The organism is Fructilactobacillus florum 8D (assembly GCF_000512295.1).
GTDB classification, from domain to species: Bacteria; Bacillota; Bacilli; order Lactobacillales; family Lactobacillaceae; genus Fructilactobacillus; species Fructilactobacillus florum.
The window spans coordinates 69,173-88,880 of record NZ_ALXG01000045.1; the positions used below are offsets into that span (position 1 = coordinate 69,173).

Genomic DNA, 19,708 nt, shown 5'->3' on the forward strand with positions numbered 1-19,708 from the left:
TTAAACATGGCATTAACTAAGGAACAAAAAACCGAAATTATTAATAAATATGCACAGCACGAAGGTGATACCGGTTCAACCGAAGTGCAGATTGCAGTTTTGACTGCTGACATTAACGAGATTAATGATCACATGAAGACTCATAAGAAAGATTTTCATTCCCAGCGAGGCTTGATGAAAAAGATTGGTCATCGAAGAAATCTATTAGGCTACCTGCGGAAAAAAGATGTACAAAGTTATCGTGAACTAATTAAGAGTTTAGGTTTGCGTCGTTAAACAAGATAAAAAAGATGTGCCAAGTTCACTTGGCACATCTTTTTTTATCCCCGATTATATTGAAAGTATGGTACACTAACAGATAAGAAAGATTAGGCTGATTGAAGGGTTCCTTCATAAAATACAATTAAAAATTATCTTGAGGTGTAATTATTTATGAAAAAAAATATTAAAATCATTCCTTTAGGAGGAGTGCGCGAAGAAGGTAAGGACTTATTTGCGATTGAAGTTAATGATCAAAGTATCTTTATTTTAGATTGCGGTTCTAAATTTCCCCTTGATGAAATGCTGGGGATTGATTTTGTGATTCCAGACTTTACTTACATTCGCGAGAATGCTGATAAGGTTGTGGGGATCTTTTTAACGTCTGGACACTTAGATTCCATTGGAGCACTGCCTTACCTTTTGAGTGAGTTTGATGTGCCAGTCTTTGGTACTGATTTAACCATCAGACTAGCCCGTCATCTGGTCAAACAACATCATGATAGTCGAAATTTTGATAATTTCCAGGTAATTAATGAAAAAAGTGAAATTGTGTTTGATGATGGGACGGTTACCTTTTTCTCTGTAACGCACTCGATTCCAGATGCGATGGGAATTGCTTTAAAAACAGATCAGGGCACGGTTGTCTACACCGGCGATTTCAAATTTGACCAAACAGTTCCGGCTGATTACCAAACTGATTTTCCAGCAATTATCGGCACTGGCAAAGAACGAGTTTTAGCACTACTTGCTGATGCTAGAAATGCTGAAGCACAGGGGCAACTGGCCGAAGAACGAGTAGTACAGGCTTATCTGAGTGATACCTTTGAATTTCAAGATAGTCGACTGGTGCTCACCTGTATGGCTGAAAACTTGTTGCGGTTGCAAGAGATTTTTAATGCGGCGGCTGCGAGTGAGCGAAAAATTTATTTTGCAACTGAGCACGGACAGACAATCTTTAAAATTGCGCAACAAGCTGGCAAATTAAAGCTACCTGATCCAAAGATTGTTATCAAATCAGCCCAAGAATTAGCTAAACTTGATGATGGTCAGATCATTATTTTGCATTTGGGTCAGCCGGGCGAAGCAATGCGTTCCCTGGCAAGAATGGCGAATCAGCATGATCCACACGTTCAGATTGAAACGGGGGATCTGGTACTGCTAACCACTGCTCCTTATCGTTCGATGGATAACGCCTGGGCTAAGACACGTGACTTGGTTTATCAAGCTGGCGGAACGGTTACTAGTGTTACTGAAGCATTAACGGTTGCTGATGATGCTACTCGTAGCGATTTACAGTTAATGTTGGGAATGGTAAAGCCGGATTACTTTTTGCCAGTACAAGGTGAGTATCGCCAACTGGCAGCAGCAAAAGAGGCTGCGCTGGCCAGTGGATATCAGGATGATCAGATTTATTTAGCAGCAAAGGGTGATCAGCTTCAGTTTGATGATCAGGGACTCACCCTTGGTGAGGCGGCTCCAGCAGCCGATACGATGATCGATGGGATTGGAGTTGGTGATATTGGAAACATTGTCTTGCGGGATCGAAATGTTTTATCACAAGACGGTGTCTTTATTGCAGTCGTTACTATTGATCGTAAGAAGCGGCGGATTGTTGAAAAGCCTAAAATCACATCACGCGGGTTCATCTATAATCGTGCCCATCATAAATTATTGAAGGATGCTAGCGACTTAGTAATTAAAACGGTAGAAAGTAACCTTGATAATCAGGATTTTGATTGGTCTCATTTGAAACAGGATGTCCGAGAAAAATTAAGTTCCTTTCTCTACAAAAAAACTGATCGGCGGCCGGTAATTTTACCCGTGATCATGGAAGTTAATCAACATCATCGGCGCAGTAAAGCCAATAAAAAGAAAAAGGATGATTAAGAATGGGGTTTCTAACCCGATTCTTTTTTAATAAGGTGGAGCAAATGACTGATTCTCAACTTAAACTTTTAAAAAAAGCAGAAACTGATTATCGACGAAAGAACTATTCAGCAGCGGTGGTGGGCTTTTCGCAGTTATATAACGAGCTAGAAGTGGTGCCCGATCCGGTCGTAGTCGGATTGACATCAAGTTTGTTAGCGGTTAAGCGTCCTAATGAAGCTGCTCAAATTGTGGATGATCACTTTTCATTTTTTAGTCAGCATCAATTGAGCTTGTTGGTTCAGACGCTACTACAAGCTCAGCGGTTGCTCGACGTGCAGTTGTTAAAGCAGTACGTAACAGATACCGAGCAAATCAAATTAAACGAACAATTATCCGCAGCTGAAACAAGGGCGACAAAAGATGCTACCGTCCAACGGGTGGCTCGCCAGTTTAAACATCTAGGTGCTGTAGAAATTCCACAACAACAAGCAATTGTACAACAGGCGGAACGCTTGACACTAAAACTTTATCGGGCGGGGGTTGAGGTTAATTTACAAGATGCCGATGTTAGCCCGGTTTGGCGTGCACAAATGTTAAATAATCTAATGCGGTTAAAAGTTACCAATCCAGTTTCCTTTCGCTTTTTGGATAACAAACTTTATCAGGTAACCCCAGCCCAGCTGCAAGATGTGAGTGAAACGGTAGTTGCACAAATCCTTGAGCAACAACTACAGGATCAGTTTGGTCAAAAAGATCCAATTAAAGTTCAACAACTTCAACAAATGATCCAAACAGTATTACAACTCTTGTTTCCGTTTGTTGATCAAATCATCCGTGACCCCGCCCAATGGTTCACGGTGTTTACGAAGATGCAGGAGCCAGATTTTGATATTCAGACAGTGGCTACTGAAATTCGGCGTTGGTTACTTCCAATCGAACAAATTTTGCAAGCGTTGGTAAATTAGGAAAATAAGACTTTTGTGTTTACAAATATTTATCGAGTAGCTATAATTAACAAGTGAATTCTTTGGACTTGGCGGGCTTTATTTTTTATAATAATGTAGTATAATTAATTATAAGGATGCTTTGGCGTCAAACCAAAGAAAGTCTTACGAAAATAATAGGAGGGTTTCATAATGGCAAAAGAACATTACGAAAGAACTAAGCCCCACGTTAATATTGGTACGATTGGCCATATTGATCACGGGAAGACTACTTTAACGGCAGCAATTACAAAGGTTTTATCAGAAAAGGGCTTGGCTAAAGCTGAAGATTTTGCTGATATTGATGCTGCACCAGAAGAAAAAGAACGTGGTATTACAATCAATACTGCTCACGTTGAGTATGAGACTGAAAAACGTCACTATGCTCATATTGATGCTCCTGGACATGCCGATTATGTTAAAAACATGATTACCGGTGCTGCCCAAATGGATGGTGCCATTTTGGTTGTAGCTGCAACTGATGGTCCAATGCCTCAAACCCGTGAACACATTTTGTTAGCTAAGCAAGTTGGAGTTGACTACATCGTGGTCTTCTTAAACAAAACTGACATGGTTGACGATGAAGAGTTAATTGACTTGGTTGAAATGGAAGTTCGTGACCTCTTATCCGAATACGGTTATGATGGTGACAATATTCCGGTTATTCGTGGATCAGCTTTGAAGGCTCTTCAAGGGGACAAAGAAGCTGAAGACCAGATCATGGAATTAATGGATACCATTGATGAGTATATTCCAACACCAGAACGTGATGAAAACAAGCCATTCTTGATGCCAATCGAAGATGTCTTTACGATTACTGGTCGGGGAACGGTTGCTTCTGGACGAATTGATCGTGGAACTGTAAAAGTCGGTGATGAAGTTGAAATTGTTGGGTTAGTTCCTGATGTATTGAAGACGACTGTAACCGGATTGGAAATGTTCCGTAAGACCCTTGACGTTGGTGAAGCTGGTGACAACATTGGTGCTTTGCTTCGTGGTGTTAACCGTGATCAAGTTGTTCGTGGACAAGTTTTGGCTGCTCCTGGTTCAGTTCAGACTCACCAGAAATTCAGTGCCGAAGTTTATATCATGACCAAAGAAGAAGGTGGACGTCATACTCCATTCTTCTCAAATTACCGTCCTCAATTCTACTTCCACACCACTGATGTTACTGGTGTAATTGAATTAGATAAAGGAACTGAAATGGTAATGCCTGGTGATAACGTTACTTTCCATGTGGAATTAACTAAACCAGTTGCCATCGAAAAAGGTACTAAGTTTACTATTCGTGAAGGTGGTCACACCGTTGGTGCCGGTACAGTTACGGAAATCCAAGACTAATAGTAATTTTCAAAAGATTGAAGAGGTTGCTCTTCAATCTTTTTTTTGTTGCAAATGGGTAAAATGTTTACATTTAAGAGCCCGTACGGTAGAATTAAGGATGTATATTAATTACTTGAATGGGAATACTCCCCATTCATGTTGGAGGATTTAAAATGGCAGAATGGAATAAAAAAGATGGCAACAAAGGTGAGTTAACTTTTAAAATTGATTTGGATAAGATTAAAGAAGGCCTTGACAAAGCTTTTAATAAAAATAAAAAGTCAATTAAGGTTCCTGGTTTCCGTAAAGGAAAAGTTTCTCGACAAGTTTTTAATCAGTTATACGGAGAAGAAACCTTATACCAAGATGCATTGAACATTCTTTTGCCTGATTCATACGCAGGAGCAGTTGCTGACGCTGGGATTGAAGCGGTTGGTCAACCTGAAATCAACGTTGAATCAATGGAAAAGGGCAAACCTTGGGTTTTAAAAGCAGTAGTTAGTGTTAAACCAGCGGTTGAGTTAGGAGAATATAAAGGAGTCGAGGTTCCAAAACAAAATACGCGGGTATACAAAAAGGACATCGATGAAAAGCTTGATAGCATGCGCAAATCGCAAGCTGAGTTAGTTCTAATTGATGGAGCTGCTAAAAAGGGTGATACTGTTACCATTGATTTTAAAGGCACTGTTGATGGGAAGGCTTTTGAAGGCGGTGAAGCCACAAACTATTCGCTTGAATTAGGTTCTGGTTCGTTTATTCCTGGTTTTGAAGATCAGTTGATTGGTAAAAAAGCTGGTGACGACGTCGATGTCAAGGTCACTTTCCCTGAAGATTATCAGCAAAAAGATTTAGCTGGTAAAGCAGCTGTCTTTGCAACGAAAGTACATGAAGTTAAAGAAAAACAGCTTCCTCAGCTTGACGATGATTTTGCTAAAGATGTTGACGAAGATGTTGATACTTTAGACGAATTAAAAGAAAAACTAAAAAAAGAGCTTAAGGAACAAAAAGAATCAGCTGCACACGATGAAATCCAAGCCGCTGCCGTGACCGCAGCAACTAAAAATGCAACTGTCAAGGATATTCCACAAGTGATGTTAGATGAAGATATTCAACGTCAAACGGATCAATATCTAGCCGGCTTACAACAACAAGGCATTTCGGCTGACATGTACTTCAAGATGACTAACACAAGTAGTGATGATTTGAAGCAACAGTTTTCTAAAGATTCTGACGAACGAGTTAAAACCAGCTTGGTTTTGGAAGCCATTGTTAAAGCAGAAGCAATTAAACCCTCTGATGAAGAAATTAATCAAGAAGTTAAAAATTTGGCAGATCAATATGGCATGAAAGAAGCAGCAGTTCGTGGAGCACTCTCTGATGAAATGTTGAGTCATGATTTGGCGATTCAAAAAGCTGTTGATTTGATCGTGGATAATGCTAAACTAATTACTCCAGAAAAAACTGAGGCTAATGACCAAGCCAACAAATAAATTTTAAGATATGGATCAAAGGGTCTCTCAACGCTTATCGTTGCGACCCTTTTTTGTAATAAGGCTTCTTTAGCGAAAAAAACTAATTTTTATGCTAACGTGTTGGAGCAGTAGCATAAAATTAGCTGATAAGGAGAATTTAAATGTTTGACAATAGTGATCCGGATAAACAAATTGCCTGCTCGTTTTGCGGGAAAACGCAAGATCAGGTTAAAAAAATTGTTGCTGGTCCAGGAGTCTATATCTGTAATGAATGCATTGATTTATGTAAGCAGATCATTGACGATGAAAAAACGCAAGCTCAATCGGAAGAAATCAATGTTCTAACCCCGCAACAGATTGTCACGAAACTTAATGACTATGTGATTGGTCAGACGGATGCGAAAAAAACACTTGCAGTGGCTGTCTACAATCACTATATGCGGATTAAAGAATTGTTGCGGACTGAATCGGATGCAACGGACCGCATTACACCTGATTTTCCGGAATTAGAAGCGGATACTGAAATTCAAAAAAGTAATATTTGTATGATTGGTTCAACTGGATCAGGAAAAACTTACATCGCCCAAACGCTAGCTAAAATTATCAATGTCCCGTTTGCAATTGCTGATGCAACTACATTGACAGAAGCTGGCTACGTCGGGGAGGATGTCGAAAATATTCTGCTTAAGTTATTGCAGAATGCTGATTACGATGTGGAACGCGCTGAACATGGAATTATCTATATTGATGAAATTGATAAGATTGCCAAAAAGAGCGAAAATGTTTCGATTACCCGAGACGTATCCGGTGAAGGAGTGCAACAGTCGCTGCTTAAGATTTTGGAGGGGACTGTTGCCAATGTTCCACCAAAGGGTGGTCGGAAAAATCCACAGCAAGAATTTATTAAAATTGATACCAAAGATATTTTGTTCATTGTTGGAGGAGCGTTTCCTGGGATTCAAGAGATTGTGAAGCACCGCTTAGGTGATCAAACCATCGGGTTTAATTCTAAACATGCGGTCACTAAAGCAATGAATGAAAACGTAATGCAGTCAGTTATTCCAGAGGATTTGATGAAATTTGGCTTGATTCCTGAATTTATTGGAAGACTACCAATTTTGACCATTCTGAACACTTTGACGGAAGCTGATCTAGTTCGTATTTTAACGGAACCGAAAAATGCACTGGTCAAACAGTATCAAAAGCTATTTGCGCTGGAAGGGGTTAAGTTATCTTTCGAACCAGATGCATTGCGAGCGATGGCTAAAGAGGCAATCGCCCGTCAAACGGGAGCTCGGGGATTACGTTCGATTATTGAAAATGCGATGCGGGACATTATGTACACGCTTCCTAGTCGAGATGATGTTTCTGAAGTTATCATTACGAAAGCAACTGTCGTCAAGCAGCAGGAACCTCGGATCATCTTGAAAACTCCTGCCAAATAATGCTTAGCTTTAGCGGAGGTAAATTATGAAAGTGACCGATGTACAACTAGTGATGAGTGCCGTTTCGCCCTCTCAATATCCAACGACTGGTTACCCAGAAATCGGGTTTTTAGGTCGATCCAATGTCGGTAAATCATCTTTAACGAATGTCTTGATTCAAAGAAAAGACTACGCTCATACTTCTGGGCAGCCGGGTAAAACCCAGACCCTTAATTTTTACGAATTAAATCACAAATTATACTTTGTGGATGTGCCCGGGTATGGTTATGCCAAAGTTTCAAAACAAGCACGTGAAAAATGGGCAGAGATGATTGAAACCTATCTAACCCAACGTTCCACCTTAGCGGGGGTCGTTAACTTGATTGACAGTCGACATGCTTTGAGTGATTATGATCGGCAAATGCATGATTGGTTAGCTTACTATCAGATTCCGACTTTGTATGTGGCAACTAAAATGGACAAGTTAGCTAAAAGTAAGGTCAAAGCTCAAGCAAAAGATTTGCAACAGCAATTACACTTAACCGCTGATCAGTCGCTGGTCATGTTTTCAGCTAAAACTAAACAGGGGGCTCCGGAAATCTGGAACTGGATTACGGACCAAACAAAAAATCAGCTGCAACGCAGCTGATTTTATAATTTATTGGTTGTTTTTGTGATGAAATAAATGGTGCTTCTTTTTTTGTTCGTCAATCTCTGATGATTTAGGTGCGGGTTTCAAAAAATCAGTGTGCTGATTATTTTTAGGATTAATTTTGGCAAATTTGTTTAGCATCTCGTCGAGATCGTTTTGTTTATTGATATGCAGTCCCATAAGATCACTCCTTTCGTTCATCATACCAAAAAGCAACTTGACTGTCATTTAATATACAAAGAAGCTGTGGTTAACTATAATTTAAGCATAGGCTGGGTGAAAGGAGAAAGTCGATGGCATCCAAGTACATTGAGGATAAACTGACATTGCTACCGGAAAAACCCGGTGTTTATATTATGAAAGACCGCAACGGGAAGGTGATTTACGTTGGTAAATCCAAAAATCTTAAAAATCGAGTGCGATCCTATTTTAAAAGCCGTCAAGTTGGTCGCCGAGAAAAATTAGTTAACAATATTGCTGATTATGAAACTATCATTACCGCAAACGACAAAGAAGCTTTTTTGTTAGAAATTACACTCATCCAAAAGTATCGACCATATTATAATGTGAGCCTGAAAAATGGTAGCGGGGGCTATCCATATATTAAAATCACTAATGAGCGTAATCCTAAAATGTTGGTAACTAGCTTTCAGCGCCATGACGGGGCCTACTATTACGGACCCTATCCTAATATCTATGCAGCAGATGAAACTTTGAAATTTTTGCAAAAAATGTATCCGTTGCGTCGTTGCAATGGGTATCAAGGACGTCCTTGTCTGTATTATCATATGGGTCAATGTCTTGGTAGTTGTTTTAAAACGGTTCCTAAGCAAGCATATCAACAGCAAATCAAGCAAATTAAATCATTTTTAAATGGTAATGTAATTCAGGCAAAACAACTCTTGCAACAACGAATGGAGACAGCAGCAGCGCAACAAGAATATGAACGGGCGGCTGAGCTTCGGGATCAATTGCGTTATATTCAAGCAACCGTAGAAAAACAAAAGATCATCTCAAATGATTATACACAACGAGATATTTTTAACTTTTATGCCGATCATGGCTGGTTATCAATTCAAATTTTCTATATTCGGCAGGCGCGGTTGATGAAACGCACTAAGCGACTCTTTCCGATTGTTAGTACTTCAGAAGAAGAGGTTACAAATTTCATTGTTCAGTTTTACAATCAGAAACAACAGCTTAAACCAGTTGAAATTTTAGTTCCAAGCGAAATTGACCCTGAGATTATCTATCAGTTAACTAAGATTCCGACAAGAGTCCCGCAGCGGGGGCAAAAACGGGCACTGCTTCAGATGGCGCGGGAGAATGCTAAATATGTTTTGGATGAAAAATTTCGGTTATTAGAATTGAATCAACAAAAGACCACTGGAGCGATGACAGAGTTACAGCAGGCTTTGAATTTATCGCAACTAAATCGGATTGAAGCGTTTGATCATTCACATCTTGATGGAGCTGATTTAGTGTCGGCCATGGTGGTGTTTGAAAATGGAAAACCGAATAAAAATAAGTATCGCAAATATAAGTTACGCACGGTTGATCATGCTGATGAAACCGCTAGTACGAAGGAAGTCATTCGCAGACGATATACGAGATTGTTAAAAGAACATGCTGACTTACCAGACCTGATCTTGATGGATGGTGGTGAGATTCAAATGAATGCGGTTAAGGATGTCTTAGAAAATGAGTTGGCTTTGGAGATTCCCGTGGCTGGGATGGTAAAGAATTCCAAACACCGGACGGCAGACTTACTGTATGGTGATCAAGATGAGCATGTTGCCTTGAATCCGCAAAGCCAGGCCTTTTATCTGGTTCAACGGGTGCAAGATGAGGTACACCGTTTTGCAATTTCATTTCATCATGAACTTCATAGTAAAAATTCAATGACATCAAGGTTAGACAACATCAAGGGCGTCGGTCCCAAGACGCGAAATAAGCTTCTAAGGAATTTTGGTTCCATGAAAAATATTGAGAACGCCAGCGTGGTTGAGTTACAACAACTCGGAATTTCAAAGACCGTTGCGCAGACCATTAAGTATACGTTTGCTAAGACAACCCCGATGGCAAAAATGCGAAAAGCATAGGCAGATTGGAGAAAGCATGTTTGTAGATCAAGTTAAATTTAATGTAAAGGCCGGCAAGGGCGGCGATGGAATGGTTGGTTTTCGCCGAGAAAAATACGTTCCAAATGGTGGCCCATCAGGCGGCGATGGTGGCCGAGGTGGCAATGTTGTTTTTAAAGTTGACGCTGGTATGAATACGCTCATGGATTTTAAGTATAAGAAATTGTTTCAAGCCAAAAATGGTGGTAATGGTGGTAATAAAAAAATGACGGGAGCTAGTGCGCCGGATTTGGTTGTAAAAGTCCCCGAAGGAACAACTATTTATGATAGTTCTACTGATCAACCACTAGCTGATTTAACCCAGCCAGGAGAAACTAAGGTGATCGTTAAAGGCGGTCGTGGTGGTCGGGGGAATGTTCATTTTGCGACTGCTAAAAATTCGGCGCCAGAAATTGCTGAAAATGGTGAACCTGGCGAAGAATTAACGGTCAAATTACAACTTCGATTGTTAGCAGACGTTGGTTTGGTGGGCTTCCCATCAGCAGGGAAGTCAACCCTCCTTAGTGCTGTTACTAGTGCAAAGCCTAAGATTGGCAGTTATCACTTTACAACCTTAGTTCCTAATCTTGGAATCGTGCGGACTGATGATGGTGCTGATTTTGTGATTGCGGATCTGCCTGGATTAATTGCGGGAGCTTCTCAAGGAGTCGGGCTCGGTTTCGAATTTTTGCATCATATTCAACGAACGCGGGTAATTTTACATTTGGTTGATATGAGTGGTACCGAGGGACGTGATCCCTATGCTGATTTTCAACAGATTAACCAGGAACTTAGTGATTTTGATAGTTCGTTATTACAACGCCCTCAAATTGTGGTTCCTACTAAGATGGATTTGCCTGATGCAACTACTCATCTGACTGAATTTAAACAGAAATTAGCAACGGATTCGCAATATCGGGATGTTAAAGTTGATCCAATCTCGGCAGTGACCCATGCAGGTGTGCGTCAGTTACTTCGCGATACGGCAGAAATCTTAAAAACAGCCCCAACTTTTGCAATGGAACCAGAAACTTCAGAACCAGAAACTCAGTTTACGGCTGACACAGAGCCATCCTTTGTGATTAATCATGATGAAGACGGCAATTGGATTCTATCTGGACGTAAAATTGAGCGGCTTGTTCAAATGACAAATACTGAACACACGCAAAGTACCCTGCGGTTTGCGCGTCAATTGAGAAGTATGGGGGTTGACGAGGCTTTGCGAAAAGCTGGAGCGCAAGATGGAGATCAGGTTAAAATTCTTGATTTTATGTTTACGTACACTAATTAATAAAGATTATCTAATTTATCGAAAAATCGCGGTCTTTTACTGGTTTTTAAGTTCGTGGTTTCGTATACTAATCGTAGATAAATAGTTAGTGGTATTTCTAACAATTATTGTGATGGCTAACAACCAGAAAGCGAGGCATAATATGTCAGATAAATTACGTACTCAAGAAGGCCAACCTTGGTCGGATAATAATCATTCCTTAACTGCTGGGGAACGCGGTCCGGTTTTGATGCAGGATTATGAATTACTTGAAAAATTAGCCCACTTCGATCGGGAACGTATTCCAGAACGAGTGGTTCATGCCAAGGGAGCAGGAGCTAAGGGAACCTTTAAACTGACCCATGATATGAGCAAGTACACGAAAGCAGACTTGTTTAACGGTGTTGGCAAAGAAACTCCGATGTTATTGCGGTTCTCACAAGTTGCTGGTGAATCAGGTTACCCTGATACTATCCGAGACGTTCGTGGTTTTGCGCTTAAATTTTATACGCAAGCAGGAAACTATGACATTGTTGGCAATAACACGCCCATTTTCTTTGTCAATGACCCGTTAAAATTTCCTGATTTCATTCATTCACAAAAGCGTGATCCTAAAACTCATCGGCGTAGCAATGAGATGCAATTTGATTTTTGGTCCCATTCTCCAGAATCAGTTCATCAAGTAACTTACTTGATGGGTGATCGTGGTAATCCTGCTAGTTATCGCGAAATGAACGGTTATGGTAGTCATACCTTTAAATGGGTTAATGCTGATGGGGAACCATGCTGGGTTAAGTACCATTTCATTAGTGAGCAGGGTGTTAAGAACATGACTGATGAGATGGCAGCAAAGATTGCCAGCGAAGATACGGACTTTTTGCAAAATGATCTTTTTGATGCCATTGAGAGTGAAAATTATCCATCTTGGAAAGTAATGGTGCAAATTATTCCTTACGAAGAAGGGTTCCACTACAAATCAGATATTTTTGATGTGACTAAGGTGGTTTCACATCACGATTATCCACTGATTGAGGTTGGCGAGTTTACTTTAAACGAAAACCCTGAAAATTATTTTGATGAGATTGAAGAAGCCGCATTTTCACCGGCAAACTTTGTTCCAGGAATCGAAGCATCTCCAGATAAATTGTTACAAGGTCGATTATTCAGTTATAAGGATGCTGAGCGCTATCGGTTAGGAGCTAATTTTGAAAAATTGCCTTCAAATCGTCCAGTCGTTCCAGTTAAAAATTATGAACGTGACGGTTTTATGTCCAGTGGTCAAGACAGTTCAGTAAACTATGAACCAAACAGTAAGAATGGACCTAAAGAGGATCACACTGCTCATATTCAACCTTACGAAGTTGCTGGTAAAGCAGATCATTATCAAGCATATGATCAAGATTTTTATTCCCAAGCAGGAGATTTATATAATTTGATGAGTGCAGATGAGCAAGACCGGTTGATTAAGACGATTGTAACTAACTTGGGCTCTGTTCATGATGAGAACATCAAAAAATTACAAACGGAACAATTTTACAAAGCTGATCCAGTTTATGGACAACGTGTCGCTGATGGTCTGGGAATCAAACTAGATCTTGATTAGCGATTAGCAATCAAAGCAAATTCATAGAACCCTTGGACGGAGAATCTCGTCGGGGGTTCTTTTTTTATCCGAGAATTATTTGGTTAGCTGCTCGACGAAAACCAAACAGCATTTGGGGTGGTTGAGCGGCCGTTTTTAACGGTAGTTTTGGAGATAAGTTTTTAGTACGAGTATTGAATTGGTCAAGCGTAAGCGGTTTGTTAGAAGCATGGCTGGCTAGACAAAGTTGTTGATTTATTAGCAACAGGTTTGTAACCGGTTGTAACCCAGTTTTGGTATGTACAAATAATTTTAAGTTAGGATTTAAATCACCAGTCGCTAAATTGAAATTACCAAGTTCCATGAGATTCCTCCGATTTTGGTTCAGGATTTGCTTCACTATGCTACAATTATAAGGGAACTTTACGATTAGAAATAGAAAACGTCCTAAAAGGAACGGTAGAAAATATGCAATTAGAGTTTTTTGGTACTGGAGCCGGTATGCCCGGTAAATTTCGCAATGTTGCCAGTGTAGCCTTACGCTTACTCGACGAAATTAATGAGATTTGGTTGTTTGACTGTGGGGAGGGAACCCAGCAGCAGATGTTAGAGTCAACGATTAAGCCCCGTAAGATTGATAAAATTTTTATCACCCACCTTCATGGCGACCATATTTTTGGCTTGCCAGGCTTGCTGTCTAGTCGCTCTTTTCAAGGTGGCCATGATGCAGTGACTATCTACGGACCAGTCGGGGTTAAGGACTTTGTGCAAACTTCTTTGCGGGTCTCTCAAACTAAACTAGCCTATCAGATTAATTATAAAGAGCTAACTCAGCCTGGGATGATCTATCAGGGGAAAAAATTTACGGTAATGGCAGATCGTTTGGATCATCAAATCGAATGTTGGGGTTATCGAGTAATTGAACATGATCATCCCGGCGAGCTGTTGGTTGATAAACTTCACGCAGCTGGGATTCCCTCAGGACCATTGTATGGACAATTAAAACAAGGTAAAGCTGTTAAGCTCGCAGACGGACGGACAATTAATGGAGCGGACTTTATTGGTGCGCCACAAAAGGGTAGAATTGTCACTATCCTAGGTGATACGCGCAAGACTGCTTCCATTGTTACGTTAGCAGCCAACGCTGATATCCTGGTTCATGAAAGTACCTTTGGTAAGGGAGAATCCAAGCTGGCGAGAAATTACTATCATTCGACCAACCTCCAAGCAGCTCAAACAGCTGCTCAGACAGGGGTTCATCAACTCTTGTTGACACATATTTCGGCGCGGTATACTAGTAAGATGGCGCGGGAATTGCAAAAAGATGCCCGTCAGTGTTTCTCTCAGACCAAGGTGGTTCGTGATTTTGATGTAATTGATGTTCCGTTTCCAAAGCGAAAGGAGAAACAACCATGAAAAAACAAGTAGCTGTAATTTGTGGAATTATCATCGTGTTTCTACTAGCAATTTTTGTGTTATTAAATATGGAGGATACAGCAATTAACTTTGGCTTTGCTACGGTTAAAATGCCACTGATTTTGGTAGTTTTAACTAATCTTTTGATTGGGGCACTGCTGGTGTTCTTGTTCTCATCGGTAACCTCATGGAAAGCCAGCCGTGAAAGTAAAAGTTCCCAAAAAGAGATTGAGGCACTAAAACAGGAGAAAGCTGACCTGTTAAAACAAATTGAGAGCTTGAGCCAAACCCAAAAGCAAGTTCGGGCAAAGTCTCCCCAAGAATCAGAAAATAACAACAAATAGGTGAAAGAGGAATGATTGGTGCTGGATAAGAAGTATGAATGGAAATTAGCTGCTTCAGTAAGTGATGATCCGCTGATCCAGCAACTGAAGGAAGAAACTGGGCTTAGTTCACTAGCTGCCCAACTATTGATACGGCGAGGATATCGTAATCTTGATCAAGTTAAGCATTATTTAAGTCCGACAACTGCTGATTTATTGGATCCGTTTGATTTACATGATATGCAAAAAGTGGTTACTCGGATTGAAACGGCAATTGCAGCTGGCGAGCAGATTACAGTATACGGAGACTATGATGCGGATGGGCTAACTAGTACTGCAATTTTATATGAAACCCTGTTGGAAATGGGCGCCCAAGTTAATTATTACATTCCCAAGCGTCTGCAGGATGGTTATGGACCTAATCAAGCGGTTTTCGAACGGCTCATTGCTGGGGGCACGAAGCTCTTAATAACAGTTGATAATGGAGTGAGCGGACAGGCAGAAGTTGCTTCTGCCCAGGCAAGTGGTTGTGATGTCATTATTACCGATCATCATGAGTTGCCAGAGCAACTTCCAGATGCTTTTGCAATCGTTCATGCTGATCTAAGTCCAGACTATCAGTTTAAATCCTTATCGGGAGCCGGCATTGCTTTTAAGGTTGCGACCGCCTTAAATGATGAAATTCCGCAGGAAAAATTAGATTTAGCAGCGATTGGGACGATTGCTGACTTAGTATCACTAACTGGTGAAAATCGAGCTTTAGTGCAATTCGGTTTAAATGTTGTTCATTTGACCGAACGACCTGGTTTAAAGGCACTCGTTCAGCAAGCCAAAGTTAAATTAAACCAGGTTAATGAAGAAACAATCGGGTTTCAACTGGCACCAGCCTTAAATTCTCTTGGTCGGATGGGTGATGCTGCTCCCGGAGTAGATTTGTTGACAACGACTGATGAAACAGTGGCACAAGCACTAGCAAAAGATACTACGAAAAAGAACGCAACTCGTAAACAGCTGGTGACTGACATTGTTAGTGAAGCCGATGAGCAGGCACAAAGTCAACAAGATCAAGCAATTTTGCTAATTACCGGATCAGATTGGGCGCCTGGAGTATTGGGGATTGTTGCGAGTCGCCTGAAGGATAAATACAATAAACCAACTATTGTCCTAGCCAAAACAGATGATGCTGACTACAAGGGTTCGGGACGCAGCATTTCTGGTTTCAATCTTTTCCGCAGTATTGAACCAATTCATGATCAGTTAGTGGCATTTGGTGGGCATGCAATGGCAGTAGGATTAACAGTCTCTCCAAGTCAATTGCCAATCCTCCAGCATACATTAGCAACTGCTGGAAAAGAACAATTAGCTAAACTAGCTGGTAAACCAACCTTAACTTTAGATTATGCAGTTAAGGTGGATGACTTAACTCCCCAGCTGATAGAGGAATTACAGCAACTAAGTCCATTTGGAACTGACAATCCTAAGCCACGATTTTTAATTAATCCGATTAATTTAACTGGATTAAAACAGTTGGGGCAACACCAGGAACATTTGAAATTTACGTTAGTTGGGAAAAATCGGCAAGTTGATGCAATTTCCTTTGGCAGAGGACCGCAGGCAGTTGAATTAGCAACAGTGGCAACGAGTTGTCAAATTGCTGGAACGCTTGGTGAAAATGAATTTCGCGGGCATCGTCGCTTACAAGTTTTAGTTGATGATTTTCATGCAGTTGGTCCCGTCATCCTTGATCGACGGACTAAACGTCTAGTTCCAGAAATGTTTTCAAGGACGGGACTGTACATCTTTTTTGATGAAAATTTAAGAAAACAATTAAAACCATATTTTACGGATACGTCGAAAGCGGTATTAGCTACTGAACTTTCAGAAATTCCGAAATGGAATCAAGCTTTTTTCGTTGACTGTCCGCCAACCAGCGCCGCGTTTACAACTGCTTTGCAGCAGCTGAAGGCCGATGAGATCACCATTTACTTTTATAAAAAACGGTATTTGCTTGACGGTGGGATGCCAACTCGCCAGCAGTATGCTAAACTGTTTAAGTTCTTAGAAACTCATCAACAAATTGAATTACGATCTAGTTTGACTCAGGTAGCGCAGCGGTTAAAAATTGATGGTCATTTGTTGATTTTCATGATCCAAGTTTTTTCAGACTTAGGTTTTGTCACTATTTCAGCTGGGCATCTACAAGTGGTTACGCAACCCAAGCATCAAACTCTGAGTACTTCATCGTCATATCAACATCGCTTACAGGAAATAGACTTGGAAAAGGAACTAATTATTAGGGAGCAAAGCCAGTTAATGCAGTTAATTCGGCAAGCATACAAATCGTGAAAGGGGACCATTGCATGTCACTTAATTTAAAAGATTACGTTGCTAGTTATCCTGATTTTCCGGAACCTGGAGTATTGTTTCGTGATATTTCACCGCTCCTTGAAAATGGGGAAGCTTACCATCAAGCGACCAATCAAATTGTAGACTATGCTAAAAAGTTAAACGTTGACGTAGTGGTCGGACCAGAAGCTCGAGGATTTATCGTTGGGTGTCCAGTTGCTTACGACCTTAATATTGGGTTTGCCCCTGCTCGGAAGAAGGGGAAATTACCTGGGAAGACGGTTACAGCCACTTATGGATTAGAATATGGGCAGTCGTCCTTATATTTACATGAGGATGCCATTAAGCCAGGTCAACGAGTACTAGTAACCGATGATTTGCTGGCAACGGGTGGTACGATTGCAGCAACCAGCCGGCTTGTCGAGGATCTTGGTGGAGTAGTTGCTGGGATGGCATTTTTAGTAGAATTAGTCGATTTACACGGACGTGATAACATAAAACAATACGATATTTTGAGTTTGATGAAATATTGAGAAATTCATTATGAGAGTTGCATTTAGAGCTATTTAAATGTATATTTAAATAGTGTCTCATGGAGAGTTGGCAGAGTGGTAATGCACCGGACTCGAAATCCGGCGAACCGGCTTTATAACCGGCGCGCAGGTTCAAATCCTGTACTCTCCTTAAAATAGGATTTATATATATTATATAAATGCCGATATAATAGGAAACAGTGTCAATATACATCAAATGTTTTTGCACATATTTTGCACATTATATAAAAAGAACGGTGCTAATTAATTTTAGTATCGTTCTTTTTTGTTTGTATTAATTTATTTATTGACTGATCTATTTTATCATCTGATTTTTGTGTATATTCATCGATTAAATATGAATATACTCGAGTGGTTATACCAATGTCAGAATGTCCTAATCTTATTACTAATAATGTAAATATCAATGCCTTGTGATAGTAAATAAGCCACATGTGTGTGCCTCAAGGAATTAAAATGGAAACCACGTCTATTATGTTTAATTTATTTAAAGTTTCTCTAAGCGTCTTATTTACAGCTGAAAAAGTAGGGGATAGTCTTATATCGGTTAATAAAAACTGGATTACTTGCTTGTTTACCTTTAAAGTATCCTTTGCAGCGCATGCTTTTTTTATTTTGTATTATTTTTATTAAATTTTGGGTTTCCATAAGTGATTGACCACATGGTTATTCCAACAATTGATGTAACTCCTAAAGCAATTGCACTACCACCAACAATAATTGAACCAATTAAAAGTGGGGTATTTCCGTTATATTTTTTGTTTTTCATATTAATTAATCCTTATTAGTCTATTTAAAAATTAATACCTCGTCAAATTTTCTTACCATATTTAAGCTCTTTAAAGCGATTATATTTTTGAGTAGTATCTTAGGTCTTTTCTACTTTATAATTCCACTAACAATTTCTAAAATTTATTATTTAATTAAAATCTAGCGGTTTAAACCAGTATTCTCTTGGAACAAATGCTCCATAATTTATTATGTTTTTATTTATTACATTTTCTCCTGATAAGATTAAGCGAGATTCACGTTGCCTGCTGTATTCGTCTCTTTTAGTTGTTAACCAATCTACGTATTCATTTGTGTCAATTGTAGTTTTGTCTGATATAAACATTTGGCTTTGAAAGTATAACCTATCTGAATCATATGTTACATTCCTTAAAAGCAAATAAATTTCTTGATCTTTAAAGTGCTTATTAATCTTACAGACTAATTTGTCCATATTAGAATCGCTAATTACAGAAAAATTTCTATCTCTAGTGAGTTCAGAATTAAAAACATCATTTTTAAATTTATCAGTAAATATTATTTTTATTTTTTCTTCATTAGTTGTGGATGATTTAATATCTTTAGCATAAACCCTAGTCAAACTAATTATCTTAAATTTGTCAGCAAATGTAGGAAGGTAAATTCCACCATTATTACCTAAAACAGCACCGTCAATTTTGTCTCCTTTACCTTTTGGTAATTTCCTTTCATCTTCAAAAACTCTAGCATTTGAAAAATAAAATTTTCCATTTATAAAATCATTAAAATTTTTTCATTTATCATCCGCCCTAATAAAAAATAATGGCTTTTCAACTTCCGTAATATATTCCTCTTAAATTAATTTATGCTTAATTCTAATTTTATTAAAAAATTTTGCAAATAGCAATCTTGCACATATAAATCAAAAAATTTTCTAAAAATAATAATGTTCAGTACTTAATTCGGTTCTTAAATCTAATTTACATTGATCTTTTTAACGATATATTCTTTACCATTATTGATAATTACATAAACTGTTTTAAATTATTTTACTATCATTATTTAACCTCATATTTTAATATACGTAATGTATAAACAAATCTAGTTTAATAAATAGAAAATACAAAAACGGAATCCGTTGGCCAGTAAGTTGGGAAAAGATTCAATAACTATATGTAATGGAAGAAACTAATTATTTTTGTTGGTAAATATTTGGTAATTATTAAATTTATTTGCCACGTTTATGCTGTAAAGGTTAGTATATTAGGAAATTAAATTCGTGTACTCTCCTTAATCGCTGATTTTATACTATGTTTTACTGAAATAAGCTGTATATGTTTGAATTAAATGTGTACGAATTGTGTAC

18 protein-coding genes and 1 tRNA gene are annotated in these 19,708 nt (G+C 39.1%); 15 read left to right on the forward strand and 4 right to left on the reverse strand.

Annotation, left to right across the window (positions count from 1 at the left end):
• Positions 1 to 6 precede the first annotated feature (6 nt).
• The 7 genes from rpsO (at position 7) to yihA (ending at position 7,981) form a co-directional block, all read left to right on the forward strand.
• A complete protein-coding gene (gene rpsO, locus B808_RS05700) occupies positions 7 to 276 on the forward strand; it encodes a 30S ribosomal protein S15 (protein ID WP_009167138.1) in 270 nt (89 codons plus the stop codon).
• A 156-nt stretch (positions 277 to 432) separates the two neighbouring features.
• Positions 433 to 2,148, forward strand: a complete 1,716-nt coding sequence (locus B808_RS05705) for a ribonuclease J (RefSeq protein WP_035422450.1) — start codon at positions 433 to 435, stop codon at positions 2,146 to 2,148.
• Positions 2,149 to 2,192: 44 nt separating this feature from the next.
• Complete coding sequence (locus B808_RS05710) at positions 2,193 to 3,095, forward strand: hypothetical protein (protein ID WP_155830464.1); 903 nt, start codon at positions 2,193 to 2,195, stop codon at positions 3,093 to 3,095.
• Between the two features lie 171 nt (positions 3,096 to 3,266).
• The gene (gene tuf / locus B808_RS05715) at positions 3,267 to 4,454 is read left to right on the forward strand and encodes an elongation factor Tu (protein WP_009167135.1); all 1,188 of its coding nucleotides are present in this window, start codon (positions 3,267 to 3,269) and stop codon (positions 4,452 to 4,454) included.
• A gap of 155 nt (positions 4,455 to 4,609) precedes the next feature.
• Positions 4,610 to 5,926, forward strand: coding sequence for a trigger factor (tig, locus tag B808_RS05720; protein ID WP_035422455.1), 1,317 nt, complete (start codon positions 4,610 to 4,612; stop codon positions 5,924 to 5,926).
• A 143-nt stretch (positions 5,927 to 6,069) separates the two neighbouring features.
• Entirely contained in the window at positions 6,070 to 7,353 is a 1,284-nt protein-coding gene (gene clpX / locus B808_RS05725) for an ATP-dependent Clp protease ATP-binding subunit ClpX (protein WP_009167133.1), read from the forward strand.
• A 25-nt stretch (positions 7,354 to 7,378) separates the two neighbouring features.
• On the forward strand, positions 7,379 to 7,981 hold the full coding sequence (gene yihA / locus B808_RS05730) for a ribosome biogenesis GTP-binding protein YihA/YsxC (RefSeq protein WP_035422458.1): 603 nt from the start codon (positions 7,379 to 7,381) through the stop codon (positions 7,979 to 7,981).
• 9 nt (positions 7,982 to 7,990) lie between these two features.
• Here the strand turns inward: yihA and B808_RS06570 are convergent, their stop codons facing one another.
• Positions 7,991 to 8,164, reverse strand: a complete 174-nt coding sequence (locus tag B808_RS06570) for an SPJ_0845 family protein (RefSeq protein WP_009167131.1) — start codon at positions 8,162 to 8,164, stop codon at positions 7,991 to 7,993.
• A gap of 113 nt (positions 8,165 to 8,277) precedes the next feature.
• Here B808_RS06570 and uvrC point away from each other — a divergent pair, with 113 nt between their 5' ends.
• The 3 genes from uvrC to B808_RS05745 all read left to right on the forward strand — a co-directional run bounded on the left by uvrC (position 8,278) and on the right by B808_RS05745 (position 12,977).
• Positions 8,278 to 10,086, forward strand: coding sequence for an excinuclease ABC subunit UvrC (gene uvrC, locus B808_RS05735; protein WP_009167130.1), 1,809 nt, complete (start codon positions 8,278 to 8,280; stop codon positions 10,084 to 10,086).
• A gap of 16 nt (positions 10,087 to 10,102) precedes the next feature.
• Positions 10,103 to 11,395 (forward strand): GTPase ObgE, encoded by a 1,293-nt coding sequence (gene obgE, locus B808_RS05740; protein ID WP_009167129.1) that lies wholly within the window; start codon positions 10,103 to 10,105, stop codon positions 11,393 to 11,395.
• Positions 11,396 to 11,537: 142 nt separating this feature from the next.
• The gene (locus B808_RS05745) at positions 11,538 to 12,977 is read left to right on the forward strand and encodes a catalase (RefSeq protein ID WP_009167128.1); all 1,440 of its coding nucleotides are present in this window, start codon (positions 11,538 to 11,540) and stop codon (positions 12,975 to 12,977) included.
• A 64-nt stretch (positions 12,978 to 13,041) separates the two neighbouring features.
• Here the strand turns inward: B808_RS05745 and B808_RS05750 are convergent, their stop codons facing one another.
• A complete protein-coding gene (locus B808_RS05750) occupies positions 13,042 to 13,320 on the reverse strand; it encodes a hypothetical protein (protein WP_009167127.1) in 279 nt (92 codons plus the stop codon).
• 104 nt (positions 13,321 to 13,424) lie between these two features.
• Between B808_RS05750 and rnz the strand changes: the two genes are divergently transcribed.
• The 5 genes from rnz (at position 13,425) to B808_RS05775 (ending at position 17,725) form a co-directional block, all read left to right on the forward strand.
• Positions 13,425 to 14,372: a ribonuclease Z gene (rnz, locus tag B808_RS05755; protein WP_035422461.1), complete on the forward strand. Its 948-nt coding sequence runs from the start codon at positions 13,425 to 13,427 to the stop codon at positions 14,370 to 14,372.
• A complete protein-coding gene (locus B808_RS05760) occupies positions 14,369 to 14,716 on the forward strand; it encodes a LapA family protein (protein WP_009167125.1) in 348 nt (115 codons plus the stop codon). Before rnz ends, B808_RS05760 begins: the two co-directional genes overlap by 4 nt.
• An 18-nt stretch (positions 14,717 to 14,734) precedes the next feature.
• The gene (gene recJ / locus B808_RS05765) at positions 14,735 to 17,041 is read left to right on the forward strand and encodes a single-stranded-DNA-specific exonuclease RecJ (RefSeq protein WP_035422464.1); all 2,307 of its coding nucleotides are present in this window, start codon (positions 14,735 to 14,737) and stop codon (positions 17,039 to 17,041) included.
• A gap of 14 nt (positions 17,042 to 17,055) precedes the next feature.
• Positions 17,056 to 17,574 carry an adenine phosphoribosyltransferase gene (locus B808_RS05770; protein ID WP_009167123.1) on the forward strand — a complete coding sequence of 173 codons (519 nt, stop codon included), beginning with the start codon at positions 17,056 to 17,058 and terminating at the stop codon, positions 17,572 to 17,574.
• A gap of 61 nt (positions 17,575 to 17,635) precedes the next feature.
• Positions 17,636 to 17,725 (forward strand) — tRNA-Ser (locus B808_RS05775).
• Between the two features lie 480 nt (positions 17,726 to 18,205).
• Here the strand turns inward: B808_RS05775 and B808_RS06630 are convergent.
• On the reverse strand, positions 18,206 to 18,364 hold the full coding sequence (locus B808_RS06630) for a hypothetical protein (protein ID WP_164476869.1): 159 nt from the start codon (positions 18,362 to 18,364) through the stop codon (positions 18,206 to 18,208).
• 150 nt (positions 18,365 to 18,514) lie between these two features.
• Positions 18,515 to 18,964 (reverse strand): hypothetical protein, encoded by a 450-nt coding sequence (locus B808_RS05785; protein WP_009167120.1) that lies wholly within the window; start codon positions 18,962 to 18,964, stop codon positions 18,515 to 18,517.
• Positions 18,965 to 19,708 lie beyond the last annotated feature (744 nt).

What these genes read in the sequence shown, in the direction of transcription:
- rnz (WP_035422461.1), top strand. Translation starts at nt 13,425, where the DNA reads ATGCAATTAGAGTTTTTTGGTACTGGAGCCGGTATGCCCGGTAAATTT.
- yihA (WP_035422458.1), top strand. Translation starts at nt 7,379, where the DNA reads ATGAAAGTGACCGATGTACAACTAGTGATGAGTGCCGTTTCGCCCTCT.
- B808_RS05770 (WP_009167123.1), top strand. Translation starts at nt 17,056, where the DNA reads ATGTCACTTAATTTAAAAGATTACGTTGCTAGTTATCCTGATTTTCCG.
- B808_RS05750 (WP_009167127.1), bottom strand. Translation starts at nt 13,320, where the DNA reads ATGGAACTTGGTAATTTCAATTTAGCGACTGGTGATTTAAATCCTAAC.
- tig (WP_035422455.1), top strand. Translation starts at nt 4,610, where the DNA reads ATGGCAGAATGGAATAAAAAAGATGGCAACAAAGGTGAGTTAACTTTT.
- B808_RS05710 (WP_155830464.1), top strand. Translation starts at nt 2,193, where the DNA reads ATGACTGATTCTCAACTTAAACTTTTAAAAAAAGCAGAAACTGATTAT.
- B808_RS05745 (WP_009167128.1), top strand. Translation starts at nt 11,538, where the DNA reads ATGTCAGATAAATTACGTACTCAAGAAGGCCAACCTTGGTCGGATAAT.
- B808_RS06630 (WP_164476869.1), bottom strand. Translation starts at nt 18,364, where the DNA reads ATGAAAAACAAAAAATATAACGGAAATACCCCACTTTTAATTGGTTCA.
- uvrC (WP_009167130.1), top strand. Translation starts at nt 8,278, where the DNA reads ATGGCATCCAAGTACATTGAGGATAAACTGACATTGCTACCGGAAAAA.
- B808_RS06570 (WP_009167131.1), bottom strand. Translation starts at nt 8,164, where the DNA reads ATGGGACTGCATATCAATAAACAAAACGATCTCGACGAGATGCTAAAC.
- obgE (WP_009167129.1), top strand. Translation starts at nt 10,103, where the DNA reads ATGTTTGTAGATCAAGTTAAATTTAATGTAAAGGCCGGCAAGGGCGGC.
- B808_RS05760 (WP_009167125.1), top strand. Translation starts at nt 14,369, where the DNA reads ATGAAAAAACAAGTAGCTGTAATTTGTGGAATTATCATCGTGTTTCTA.
- clpX (WP_009167133.1), top strand. Translation starts at nt 6,070, where the DNA reads ATGTTTGACAATAGTGATCCGGATAAACAAATTGCCTGCTCGTTTTGC.
- tuf (WP_009167135.1), top strand. Translation starts at nt 3,267, where the DNA reads ATGGCAAAAGAACATTACGAAAGAACTAAGCCCCACGTTAATATTGGT.
- B808_RS05705 (WP_035422450.1), top strand. Translation starts at nt 433, where the DNA reads ATGAAAAAAAATATTAAAATCATTCCTTTAGGAGGAGTGCGCGAAGAA.
- rpsO (WP_009167138.1), top strand. Translation starts at nt 7, where the DNA reads ATGGCATTAACTAAGGAACAAAAAACCGAAATTATTAATAAATATGCA.